7 protein-coding genes are annotated in these 13,030 nt (G+C 61.9%); 4 read left to right on the top strand and 3 right to left on the bottom strand.

The window, feature by feature from the left end:
• Positions 1-188: 188 nt before the first annotated feature.
• The gene (locus tag NXC14_RS21770) at positions 189-413 is read right to left on the bottom strand and encodes a DUF1674 domain-containing protein (protein WP_085779893.1); all 225 of its coding nucleotides are present in this window, start codon (positions 411-413) and stop codon (positions 189-191) included.
• A 110-nt stretch (positions 414-523) separates the two neighbouring features.
• Here NXC14_RS21770 and htpX point away from each other — a divergent pair, with 110 nt between their 5' ends.
• The 4 genes from htpX (at position 524) to purH (ending at position 6,555) form a co-directional block, all read left to right on the top strand.
• Positions 524-1,480, top strand: coding sequence for a zinc metalloprotease HtpX (htpX, locus tag NXC14_RS21765; RefSeq protein WP_085779892.1), 957 nt, complete (start codon positions 524-526; stop codon positions 1,478-1,480).
• Complete coding sequence (locus NXC14_RS21760) at positions 1,471-2,859, top strand: RsmB/NOP family class I SAM-dependent RNA methyltransferase (RefSeq protein ID WP_085779891.1); 1,389 nt, start codon at positions 1,471-1,473, stop codon at positions 2,857-2,859. Before htpX ends, NXC14_RS21760 begins: the two co-directional genes overlap by 10 nt.
• Positions 2,860-3,064: 205 nt before the next feature.
• A complete protein-coding gene (locus NXC14_RS21755) occupies positions 3,065-4,738 on the top strand; it encodes a heparinase II/III family protein (RefSeq protein ID WP_085779890.1) in 1,674 nt (557 codons plus the stop codon).
• Between the two features lie 200 nt (positions 4,739-4,938).
• On the top strand, positions 4,939-6,555 hold the full coding sequence (gene purH, locus NXC14_RS21750; RefSeq protein WP_085779889.1) for a bifunctional phosphoribosylaminoimidazolecarboxamide formyltransferase/IMP cyclohydrolase: 1,617 nt from the start codon (positions 4,939-4,941) through the stop codon (positions 6,553-6,555).
• Between the two features lie 17 nt (positions 6,556-6,572).
• On the opposite strand, the gene NXC14_RS21745 is transcribed toward purH, so the two are convergent.
• Together NXC14_RS21745 and NXC14_RS21740 are read right to left on the bottom strand one after the other, a co-directional pair.
• Positions 6,573-7,961: an MFS transporter gene (locus NXC14_RS21745; protein WP_085779888.1), complete on the bottom strand. Its 1,389-nt coding sequence runs from the start codon at positions 7,959-7,961 to the stop codon at positions 6,573-6,575.
• 23 nt (positions 7,962-7,984) lie between these two features.
• Positions 7,985-12,760 carry an NAD-glutamate dehydrogenase gene (locus NXC14_RS21740; protein WP_085779887.1) on the bottom strand — a complete coding sequence of 1,592 codons (4,776 nt, stop codon included), beginning with the start codon at positions 12,758-12,760 and terminating at the stop codon, positions 7,985-7,987.
• Positions 12,761-13,030: the final 270 nt, after the last annotated feature.

Genomic DNA, 13,030 nt, shown 5'->3' with positions numbered 1-13,030 from the left:
CAGGAAAGCATTTATTTGCAGATGCCTAATTGGACGTGGGTAGATCCTCGGCACAAGGCCGAGGATGACGTCGCGGGTTTTGCAGGGGTTTGGCAGCAGCCTGAAGCGCTCCTTTGTTGGAGCGGTCTTATTTTTCCGCGCGGGAAATGCCGTTGCTTTTGAGTGGCGCTCTGGCTCCCCGCGCCGAATCAAAAATCGATCGCCCGGCCGTTGATCTCGTAATCGCCGAAGCGCGCAGGCTCGGCGCCGCCGCGGCCGCCGATCTCAGGTGGCAGCTCCAGCGGCTTCCGGTTCTTCCGTCGTTCTTCAGCCTCGGCAAGCGCACGTTGGGCCGCCGGGGACAGCACCTTGCGCGGCGGCTCCGATCCCTCGGCCGTCGGCGTTTGGCTATTGTCGTTATCGGCTTCCTGCATGGCCTTCTCCTGCCGGAAATATTGAAAATGGCGGGTGGATAACCAAATCATAATGCGCGGTCGCCGGGATTGAAAGCTTGCGACGCCGAAATCGGAGTTGGAGATTCGCAATGAACCTCGTTCGCACTGCCATGTTGCTTGCCTTCATGACGGCGCTTTTCATGTTTGTCGGCTTTCTGATCGGCGGTCGGGGCGGCATGATGATCGCCTTTCTCATTGCCGCCGGCATGAATTTTTTCTCGTATTGGAACTCCGACCGCATGGTGCTTGCGGCTTATCGCGCGCAGGAGATCGATGAACGCAACGCACCGGAATTCTTTGCGATCGTGCGCGATCTCGCCCGTAATGCCGGCCTGCCGATGCCGAAGGTCTATCTCTACGACAGCCCGCAACCGAATGCCTTCGCCACCGGCCGCAATCCCGAAAATGCCGCCGTTGCCGCCTCGACCGGCCTGCTCGCTGCCTTGTCTCCCGAGGAGGTCGCCGGTGTGATGGCGCATGAGCTCGCCCATATCCAGAACCGCGACACTCTGACCATGACGATCACGGCAACGCTTGCCGGCGCGATCTCGATGCTCGGCAACTTCGCCTTCTTCTTCGGCGGCAACCGCGACAACAACAATAATCCGCTCGGTTTCATCGGCGTCCTCGTCGCCATGATCGTCGCACCGCTCGCCGCCATGCTGGTGCAGATGGCGATCAGCCGCACGCGCGAATATTCGGCCGATCGCCGCGGCGCCGAAATCTGCGGCAATCCGCTCTGGCTCGCTTCCGCACTTGGAAAGATCGCCCGCGGCGCGGCCCATGTGCCGAATGAGGATGCCGAGCGCAATCCGGCGACGGCCCATATGTTCATCATCAATCCGCTCTCCGGCGAACGCATGGACAATCTGTTTTCCACCCACCCGAACACGGAAAACCGTATTGCCGCGCTGCAGGAGATGGCGCAAAGCGGCATGAATGTCTCGACGGGACCGGTGCGTGCTGCTAATCCGTCGCGCAAATCGCGCTCTGTTCCGAATACGGGTCGCGGTGGTTCGCAACCGCCAAAAGGTCCGTGGTCTTGAATTCAGACGGCACGAAAAAGCCATTCCGCAAACAGAAACCTTTCGCTGACCGATCGGCGCCGACCAAGCCGGGCCTGCAGGCCCGGGCGACGGCAGCAAAAATCTTGGCTGCCGTCGTCGACCGCAAGCTGCCGCTCGATGGCGCTCTCGACCATGAACACGGCAATCCGGCCTATAAGGCTCTTGGCGAGAGCGATCGCGCCCTTGTCCGCGCCATTCTGAATACGACGCTGCGCCATCTGCCGCGCATCGACGCTGCAATTGCCTCGCTGCTGGAATCGCCGCTACCGGAGGGCGCGCGCGCCTTGCACCATGTTCTGGCAATCGCGGCTGCTCAGATCCTCTATCTCGACGTGCCGGATCATTCGGCCGTCGATCTTGCCGTCGAGCAGGCCAACCAAGATCCGCGTAATCGCCGCTTTGCGAAGCTGGTCAACGCGGTGTTGCGCCGGCTCGGCCGTGAAAAGGACGAGGTGCTGGAGGAGATCGCCAAGGTGCCGCCGATGCCGGGCTGGTTCCTCACACGGCTGGAAAAGGCCTATGGCCGCGACGCGGCGCTGGCGATCTCGCAATCGCAGCTCGAGCCTGCGGCGATCGATTTGACTGTCAAATCGGACGCCGACGGCTGGGCAAAGCGGCTGAACGGCGTTGCCCTGCCGACGGGCGGCGTGCGGTTGGCCGCCTTCGAAGGCGGAATTCCTTCGCTCGAGGGCTTCGACGACGGTGTCTGGTGGGTGCAGGATGCGGCGGCAAGCATCCCGGCCAGGCTTTTCGGCGATCTCTCGGGCAAACGTGTCGCCGATCTTTGTGCCGCTCCTGGCGGCAAGACAGCGCAGCTTATCCTTGCCAGCGGTACGGTGACCGCACTCGATCAGTCGGAAAGCCGGCTAAAACGGCTGCGGTCGAATCTCGACCGGCTTGGCCTGAAGGCAGAAACGGTTGCGACAGACCTGACGACATTCAAGCCGACCGAGGGCTTCGATGCGATCCTGCTCGACGCCCCCTGCTCTTCCACCGGCACGACGCGCCGGCACCCCGACGTGCTGTGGACCAAGGGGCCGGATGATATCGCGAGGCTGGCGGCGCTGCAGGAGCGGCTGCTGCGTCATGCGCTGACCTTGCTGAAGCCCGGCGGCACGCTGGTATTTTCCAATTGCTCGCTCGATCCGGCCGAAGGCGAGGAGGTCGTCGCCCGCATTCTTGCCGATACGCAGGCGATCGAGCGCATTCCGATCAACGCGGGCGACTGGCCCGGCCTCGAAGCGGCGATCACGCCGCTCGGCGAATTCCGCACGCTTCCGACCATGCTGAAAATGCCGGAGGGCATCGCCTCCGGCCTCGATGGCTTTTACGCGGCGGTGCTGCGGCGAACGACCTGACTGAAACCCACACACGTCGTCCGAATCCCCGTCACTACATCCTCGCAGCGCGTCCGTCATTTTTTGCGAAACCGCCGGAATGTTCTCGAATGACATGCACTAATTTTCGCATATTCGAACGTTGTCACGAATTAATTCATTGCGGACGATGAAATCGGCTGCTTTTCACCTATTCTTAACCACGAGGGTCAATAGACAATAGAATATGCAGTCCGGTCGGCGTTTTGCGAGCATGTATGTTCGGGAAGCTTGGCGGCGCGCCTTGCGCCGCGTCGCGTTGCTGCGCCTGAAGCTCATTCGCCATTCGATCAAACCACCCGAGCGCCTGATCGTCGCCCCGACCGATCTTCGCGGCATCGATTCGCATGTGGCCGACGAAATTCTCAACGGACGTTTCCTACTGGCCGGGCGCATGCTGGAAACGAACGGCAAATCGCCCTTCACCTTTACCCTGCCCTCCCGGCCCTTTGCGACCCGCTTGCACAGCTTCGGCTGGCTGCGGCACATGCGGGCGCACAAGACGGAACGCAGCGCGGCGGCTGCCCGCGCCATCGTCGACAGCTGGCTTTCCATCCATGCCGGCCGTATGGAAGGAATTGCCTGGGAGACCGACGTCACCGCCCAACGCGTCATCGCCTGGCTGTCGCATTCGCCTGTTGTGCTGCAGAACGCCGATCGTGGCTTTTATCGCCGGTTCATGAAGTCGCTGGCTTTCCAGGTCAGGTTCCTGCATCGCATGGCGCCCTATACGCTCGGAGGCCTGGAGCTGTTCCGGCTGCGCATCGCGCTCGCCATGGCCTCCGTCGCCATGCCGGCTCGCGCCTCCACGCTTCGGAGGGCTGCGCAGGCGCTCGACCGTCAGTTCGATAGCCAGATTCTGCCGGATGGCGGCCATGTTTCGCGCAACCCGCGCATCGGCCTCGAATTGCTGCTCGACCTGCTGCCGCTGCGACAGACTTACGTCAATCTCGGCCATGATCTGCCGCAGAAGCTGATCTCCGGCATCGACCGTATGTATCCGGCTTTGCGGTTCTTCCGGCATCAGGATGGGGATCTGGCGCTTTTCAACGGCGCAACCTCGACGCTCGCCAATGAGCTGATGTCGGTGCTCAGATATGACGAGACCGCCGGCCAGCCGTTCAAGGCTTTGCCGCAGTCGCGCTATCAGCGGCTTTCCGGCGGCAAGACCGTCATCATCGCCGATACCGGCACGCCGCCCTCGGGCGGCGCATTGCGCACCGCGCATGCCGGCAGCCTTTCCTTCGAAATGTCGTCCGGCCGCCATCGCTTCATCGTCAATTCCGGTTCGCCGAAATTTGCCGGACACCGCTACGTGCAGATGGCGCGCACGACCGCGGCGCATTCGACGGTGATCCTCAACGACACCTCATCCAGCCGTTTTTCACACTCGCCTTTCCTCGATCACGCGATCACCGAGCCGGTGAAAACCGTGACGGTCGAACGTCTGGAAACGGAGGATGGGCGCGACAGCATCAAGCTCAGCCATGACGGTTATCTCAGGATATTCGGCGTGCTGCATGAGCGCGAGCTGACGCTCAATGCCGCAGGTTCGATAGTGACAGGCCACGACCGGCTCATACGGCGTGAAGGATATGAAAGTGACGAGCCCCTGAAGGCCGTCGCCCGTTTTCATGTTCATCCGTCCATCGTTCTGCAGCAGAGCGATAGAGAATCCGTGCTACTGACGGCGCCGGATGGCGAGAGCTGGCTATTTACCGCGCCCGGCAACGAAGTGCTGATTTCCGAGGACATCTTCTTTGCCGACAGTTCCGGCATTTGCGGCTCTGATCAGATCGAGATCGATTTCAATCTGGCCGAGAAGACCGAGATCCGCTGGTTCCTGTCCCGTAGAGCTTAAACGGGACGGCCGGCTGGCCAAAATTCAAATCCTGGATTAAATCGAAAGGCAGAGCATCAGCGCTGTTTGCGTGGCGGCAAAGCTGTGCTAACGCGGCGCCCAACAAGAAACGTCCCTAAGGCAGCTCGTCCGAAAGCCGCGCATACTTTTCGGCCTCATGCTCTAGCGGATATCTCCCGAAGCCCGAACGGAGAAGGTTCATGGCCGTCATTTCCAAGAAGATCCCCGCCCCGGACAAGGTCGAAATCAAGACCGCGCTCCTCTCCGTCTTCGACAAGACCGGCATCGTCGAGCTCGCCCGGGCATTGTCCGAAAGAGGCGTGCGTCTGCTGTCAACCGGCGGCACCTACAAGGCTATCGCCGCCGCCGGTCTTGATGTCACCGACGTCTCCGAGGTCACCGGCTTTCCTGAGATCATGGATGGGCGCGTCAAGACGCTGCATCCGACGGTGCATGGCGGCCTGCTGGCGATCCGTGACGACGGCGAACACCAGGAAGCGATGAGGAAGCACGGCATTGAGGGCATCGATCTTGCCGTCATCAACCTCTACCCTTTCGAAGAGGTGCGGGCGGCTGGCGGCGACTATCCGACGACCGTCGAGAATATTGATATCGGCGGTCCGGCGATGATCCGGGCATCGGCCAAGAACCATGCCTATGTGACCATCCTGACCGATCCCGACGATTATGCCGAGTTCAAGGAGCAGCTTTCGGCGGATGACGGCAAGACCGCCTATGCCTTCCGCCAGCGCATGGCCGCCAAGGCCTATGCCCGTACCGCGGCCTATGATGCCATGATTTCCAACTGGTTCGCCGAAGCGCTGGCGATCGACACGCCCCGCCACCGCGTCATTGGCGGCGCGCTGAAGGAAGAGATGCGTTACGGCGAAAATCCGCACCAGAAGGCTGCCTTCTACGTCACGGGCGAGAAGCGCCCAGGTGTTTCGACGGCTCTCCTTCTACAGGGCAAGCAGCTCTCCTATAACAATATCAACGACACCGATGCCGCCTATGAACTCGTCGCCGAGTTCCTGCCGGAAAAGGCGCCCGCCTGCGCGATCATCAAACATGCCAATCCCTGCGGCGTCGCCACCGGTGCGAGCCTAGTCGAAGCCTATCAGCGGGCGCTCGCCTGCGATTCCGTTTCTGCCTTCGGCGGCATTATCGCGCTCAACCGGATATTGGACGCCGAAACGGCCGAGGAAATCGTCAAGCTCTTCACTGAGGTCATCATCGCCCCTGAGGTAACGGAGCAGGCGAAGGCGATCGTCGCCCGCAAGCCGAACCTGCGGCTGCTATCCGCCGGCGGCCTGCCCGACCCGCGCGCCCCGGGCCTGACGGCGAAGACCGTTTCGGGCGGTCTGCTCGTCCAGAGCCGCGACAACGGCATGGTCGAGGATCTGGAGCTCAAGGTCGTCACCCGCCGCGCACCGACGGCGCAGGAGCTCGATGATATGAAGTTCGCCTTCAAGGTCGGCAAGCATGTCAAATCGAACGCCGTCGTCTATGCCAAGAACGGCCAGACGGCCGGAATCGGGGCCGGCCAGATGAGCCGGGTAGATTCCGCCCGCATTGCCGCGCTGAAGGCCGAAGAGGCCGCCAAGGCGCTCGGTCTCTCGGCGCCGATGACGCACGGCTCGGCGGTTGCTTCCGAAGCCTTCCTGCCATTTGCCGATGGTCTTCTGTCGATGATCGCCGCAGGGGCGACAGCCGTTATCCAGCCGGGCGGTTCGATGCGAGACCAGGAGGTCATCGACGCCGCCGACGAACACGGCGTGGCGATGGTCTTCACCGGCATGCGCCATTTCCGGCACTGAGGCGCGCGGGAATATTGTCAGGCGCGATCGGCCGGATAGGGCGTGCGGATCAGCAGCACCAGCCCGCCGGCGAGAAACAGGATCAGCGTTGCCATTCCGAGCCGCGCCGATCCGCTCAGATAAGTCACCAGCGAGAAGAGCAGCGTCGCCATGAAGCTCGTGGCGCGCCCCGAAAGCGCGTAGATGCCGAAGTAGCGTCCGGCTTCCTCAAGGCTGACGCTGCGGGCGAGATACGAGCGCGATGAGGCCTGCACCGGCCCGAAGGCGAGCCCGATCAGCAGGCCGTAAAGGATATAGGCCTTTTCCGCGGCGGTGCCGAAGAGGCCGCCGGAATCGGCCGTCGGCAGCGGCATCAGGCCGAACAGGGTGTAACCGGGCCCGGTCGAGATGATGCCGATGGTGGCGAGAAGCAGCATGGTGAGGCTGATGACGACGGTTATCTTGGAGCCGACGCCTTTGTCGATCCGTCCGGCGATCAGGCAGCCGAAGATCGCAACGACGTTGAGGATGATGCCGTAGAGGCCGATCTCGATCGTCGCCCAGCCGAACATGCCGGCGGCGAAAACGCCGCCGAGGATCAACAGGCCGTTGACGCCGTCCTGGTAGATCATGCGGGCGATGAGGAATTTCAGGATGCCGCGGCGTTCCCCGAGTTCACCGAGCGTGTTTCTCAGTTCCCGCAGGCCGGCGCGGATGGCGGTGCCGAAGGGCAGGCCTCTGCCGACATCGGGTGTGAACAAGAACATCGGCAGGATGAAAATCAGGTACCAGACGGCCGAGATCGGCCCGGTGATGCGCGCGTCCTCGCCGGTCCTGGGGTCGAGGCCGAAAAGTGGATCGAGGCCGAGAATGGTCTTGCCGCTTTCCGGGTCGGCCGCCAATAGCGTGACGACGGCAATCAGCACGATCATCCCGCCGAGATAGCCAAGCCCCCAGGCGGTGTTGGAGAGCTTGCCCGCCTCGTGCTTGGCGACCAGCCGCGGCATCATCGAATCATTGAAGACAATGGAAAACTCGGCCGAAATCGAGGCGAGGATCATGAACATCACGGGGTAGAGGACAGGCGAACCCGGGGCTGCAAACCAAAGGCAGAAGAGGCTGACGATCTTGATGATGGCGAAGAACCCGATCCACGGTTTGCGCGCGCCGGACTGGTCGGCGATCGAGCCGAGAACGGGCGACAGCACGGCGATGATCACTGAGGAGATCGTCGCCATGTTGCTCCACGTCGTCTGGGCCGACACCGGATCATCGGTCAGGCGCGAAACGAAATAAGGCCCGAAAATGAAGGTGGTGACCACGGTGAAGAAAGGCTGCGCCGCCCAGTCGAAGAACATCCACCCCCAGATGCCCTTCTCCGTGGCTTTCGGCGGCTGCGTTCCTGTCCAGTCTATGCGATTCAACATCCGCTCCTTTTTCGCGGACTGTCTCACCTCGCCCGGTCGCGCGCAAGATCGGTCAGGATGCCTGCCGCCACGGTAATGCGCGCAAGATTGGGATCGCCGCTGTCACTGAGGCTCGAAAGCTCTTCAACGATGCGGTTGATGCGGATGCGATCCTGCGCATGCCAGGCCTGGACGGGCAGCTTCTCCTTGCCGTGATCGGAAAGCGCCGAGATGACGATGTCGCGCCGGGCGCTGGCGATCTGATCGATGCTGCGGGCAAGCGCCAGATTTTCGTAATGATCGGAGGTGAGAATCCGGCCGCCGGCCGCCAGCAACCGCGCGATCCGGAAAGTCTTTGACACGGCAAAATAATTTTCGGCCGCGCGCAGCAGCGGCTCGCCGGTACGCTCAGCGATCTGCATGATCTCCGGCACAAGCGCGAAGCTCTGGAGATTGGCGATTTCGGCCGCCAGCTTTTCGGGCACGCCGGCTTCGGCGTATTCCGCCAGGCGTGCGGCAGCATCGCTGGCCGCCTGTTCGGCGAAAGCAGGCCTCAACTTCTTCAGGGCCGCCTGCAGCCGGCTAATGACCTCGGCCATATCGGCTTTGGTCATTGCGGTTTTCAACAAAAGGCGCGTAAGCACGGTAAAGCTGTGGCTGATTTCCTCATAGATTCGGTTCTGCACCCCGCCCGATATCTTGCCGTCGAGCGCATCCGTCTCGGCCCAGAGCCGGTTGAGGTCGAAACCGTCGCGGGCGACGATTGCGGCACGCACCACCTCCGGCGCCGAAGCCGCCGTCGCGTCCATCATTGCGACGACGAAGCTCGGCCCGCCGCGGTTGATCGCTTCATTGGCCAGCACGGTCGCGATGATTTCGCGCCGTAGGCGATGGCTTGATATGTCGCCGGCGTTCGACTTCTGCATTTTGACGGGGAAGTAATTCGACAGGGTCGCGGCAAAATAGGGGTCGTCGGGCAGGTCGCTCGCGGCGAGCGCATCGAAGAGCACGATCTTGGCATAGGACAGCAGCACGCCGATTTCCGGCCGCGTCAGCGGCTTGCCGGCCGTGTAACGTTCGGCCAGCGTCTGGTCATCCGGCAAGGTCTCGACCTTGCGGTTCAGCTGGCCGGTTGTCTCGAGCACGCTCATGAAGCGGGCGAGTTCGAGGCCGTTTGCCGTGCCCTTGCGTTCGACGAGCGAGATCGCCAACGACTGGAGGTAATTATTGCGCAGGACCAGCGCCGCCACCTCACCGGTCATCGACGAAAGAAGCTGGTCGCGTTTTGGCCGCGTCAGCCGCCCGTCATGCATAGCGGCAGCCAGCGCGATCTTGATATTGACCTCGACGTCGGAGGTGTTGACGCCGGCCGAGTTGTCGATGGCGTCGGAGTTGCAGCGTCCGCCGCTGAGGCAGTAAGCGATGCGGCCCTTCTGGGTGACGCCGAGATTGGCGCCCTCGCCGATCACCTTGGCGCGCACCTCAGTCGCGGTGACGCGGATCGGATCGTTGGCGCGATCGCCGACTTCGGTGTCGGTTTCGGAGGGAGCCTTCACATAAGTGCCGATGCCGCCGAACCACAGCAGATCGACCGGACTCTTCAGGATCGCCGTCATGATCTCGAATGGGGTCGCCACCGCTTTGTCGATGCCAATCGCGGCAACCGCTTCCGGCGTCAGCGTCACAGATTTCGCCGAACGTGAAATGATCATCGCGCCTTTCGAAAGCACGCTCTTATCGAAGTCCTGCCAGCTCGAGCGCGGCAGGTTGAAGAGCCGTTGGCGCTCGGCCAGCGTTTTTTCCATGTCGGGATCGGGATCGATGATGATGTCGCGGTGATCGAAAGCGGCAATGAGCCTGATCTTGGGAGAGAGCAGCATGCCGTTGCCGAAGACGTCGCCCGACATGTCGCCGACGCCGGCGACGGTGAAGGGCGTGGTCTGAATGTCGATGTCCATCTCGCGAAAATGGCGTTTTACGGTTTCCCAGGCGCCGCGGGCGGTGATGCCCATCTTCTTGTGATCGTAACCGGCCGAGCCGCCGGAGGCAAAGGCGTCGTCCAGCCAGAAGCCAGCCTCCTGCGCCAAGGCATTGGCGGTGTCGGAGAAGGTCGCCGTGCCTTTGTCGGCGGCAACGACGAAATAGGGATCGTCACCATCGAGCCTGATCGTATCGGCCGGCGGCACGACCTCGGCGCCGGAGATATTGTCGGTGATCGAAAGCAGCGTGCGGATATAGGTCTTGTACGCCTCGCGGCCGGCATTGAAGATTCCGTCGCGGCTGCCGCCCACCGGCAGCTTCTTCGGGTAAAAGCCGCCTTTGGCGCCGACCGGCACGATGACGGCGTTCTTCACCTGCTGCGCTTTGACGAGGCCGAGCACCTCGGTGCGGTAATCCTCGGCACGATCAGACCAGCGCAGGCCGCCGCGCGCCACCTTGCCGAAGCGCAGGTGGACGCCTTCGACTTCGACGCCGTAGACGAACATCTCGCGGAAGGGTTTCGGTTGCGGCAGCCTGTCGACCAGGTGCGGATCGAGCTTGAAGGCCAGCATGGCTTTCGGCGACCCATCGGGGTTCTTCTGGAAATAGTTGGTGCGCAGCGTCGCGTCGACGATGTTGACGTAGCGGCGCAGAATGCGATCGTCGTCCAGGTTCGGCACGTCGGCAAGATCGGCCTCGATGGCCTGGTGCAGGTCGGCGATCTTCTTGAGGCGGGCCTTTTCGGAAAGCCTGGGATCGAGCGTGTCGTGGAACAGGCGGAAGATGGCGGCGGCTACACCAGGATATTTATCGAGCGTCGTTGCGATGTAATCCTGCGAATAGGCGATCCCGGCCTGGCGGAGGTATCGGGCATAGGCGCGCAATACATTGGTTTCGCGGGCCGAGAGCCCGGCCGAAAGGATCAGCCGGTTGAAACTGTCATTGTCGATCGTGCCGGCAAAGGCGGCGACGAAGGCTTCCTCGAGCGCAGCGCCATACCGATGGAGGTCGATGTCGCTGCCGTTGCGGGTCTCGAGCTCCATATCGTGCAGCACGACGAGTTGGGTTGCGCCATCGCCGACCTGTACCCCAATGTCGAAGGTGCGTTCGCTGACGACATTGAAGCCGAGGTTCTCGAGGAGCGGCACGCGGCGTGACAAGGCCAGCTGGCCGCCGGCGTGGAAGATCTTCAGCGAGAGGATGCGGCCCTGTTCTTCCTGGCGGTGATAAAACTGGATTCGCAGCGGCTCGCCGGCGGCGCAGGCGCCGATATCGGCAAGGTCGGCGACGGTTTCTTCAGGGGTAAAGGAATCCTGGAAAGCTTGATCGACCGATAGTTTCGGCGACTTTGGTCCGGCAAGCGCTTCGAAACGGTCGTTCCAGCGGGCAGTGATTTCGCGGATCTTCTGCTCGAGCCTTGCCTGCGGTATGCGCGGCGTCTTGCCGCCGGAACGGCCGATGATGAAATGCACGCGGGCGACGCCGCCTTCGGGAAAAGCCGGATAATAGGCGGACACACGGCCGTCATAGACGGTCTTCAGATAGGTGCCGATGCGCTCGCGCACGATCGAATCATATTCCTCACGCGGCACATAGACGATGACCGAGACGAAGCGGTCGAAATGGTCGATGCGCGGCAGGACGCGCACGCGCGGCCGGTCGGCGAGATCGTTGATCTGCTCGGCAAAGCTCGCAAGCAGCGTCGTGTCGATCTGGAATAGGTCGTCGCGCGGATAGGATTCCAGCGTGTTGTCGAGCATGCGGCCGGAATGGCTCATCGGGTCGAAGCCGAAATGCTCCTTCACCTTTTCGATCTTGGACCGCAGCAGCGGGATTTCGGAGGCGAGGGAGGTATAGGCCGTCGAGGTGAAGAGGCCGACGATGCGGAGTTCCCCGGTGACGTTGCCCTCGGCATCGAAACGTTTGACGCCGACATAATCCATATAGGCGCGGCGATGAACGATCGATTTCACATTCGCCTTGGTGACGATCAGGAAGTCGGGGCCGTCGAGGAAGGCGAGGATCTCTGGCGTGGTGGTCACAGCGTCCTTGCCGGTACGCAGTACGAGAACGTCCGGGTTGGAGAGGATGCCGAGGCCGGCGCCCTTGTCGCGCTCGACCTTGGCGTCGGCGCCCTTGCCGGAATAGATATATTCACGCATGCCGAGGAAGGTGAAATTCTCGTCGCGCAGCCAGGTCAGGAAGGCCACCGCTTCAGCATGTTCGGCCTTCCTGCGGCCGGCACCGTTGGCCGACAGCTCGGCGATTACGCCATCGAGCTTGGCAAGCATCGGCTTCCAGTCCGAGACCGACAGACGGACCTGTTCGAGCACGGTCTGGACGCGTTTGACGAGGTCGGCAGCCTGGGTGGAATTCAAGGGGGCGATATGGAGCTGAATATGACTGACTCGTGCCGCGGGATCGCTCGGGTGGTCGGCGGAATAGAGCGTGGGGGCTCTGCCCTTTTCCATGACGAGGATTGGATGCACGGCCATGAACAGATCGCGGTAGGTGCTCGTCACTTCACCCATGACCGATTCATAAAGGAAAGGCATGTTCCGGTCGGTCACCGACAGCACCGAGACGGCGGTGCCGCCGGGTGTCACCTCGGCAAGTGTGTCGATGCTGACGCGGGGCGTCTTGCCGTTCCAGGCGGCAAGTTCCTTTGCCGAATGCACGGCAGAGCGCGCCAGCATGTCGGGCGTATAGAGTTCCAGATCGTCATTGCTCGCCCGGCCAAAGAGAATTTCCGGATCGAGATGCGCCTCGCTCATCGCCTTGGCGATCTTGCGCGCAGTCTCGATCTGCTTCTCCCGTTTCGGATTGTTTCTGGCAGCCATGGAACGCCTCCCCGCATTGGACTGATTTTTTCGCAAGCTAGCAGAAGATTTGTCGAAAGAATCCCTAAAATAGCGCTGTCGGGGATCGTTTTGATGCTTTTTTGCCGGCGGAAATTAGAAATTGGCAGAGTTTTTTCGCTTTTGAGGCCGAAACGCGTTGGCAAGGCCTCTCTTCCTGGTTTGCTTTCGCGGCACATTTCCATGCTCACGTGAAGAATGGTTGACAGCTCGCCGTCAAAAAGATCATCAAACGCCATCATCATTCGGACC

This window comes from Rhizobium sp. NXC14 (assembly GCF_002117485.1).
In the GTDB taxonomy this organism is placed as follows: domain Bacteria; phylum Pseudomonadota; class Alphaproteobacteria; order Rhizobiales; family Rhizobiaceae; genus Rhizobium.
The sequence above is the reverse complement of the archived record's forward strand: the minus strand, read 5'-3'. Positions and strand labels throughout refer to the sequence as shown.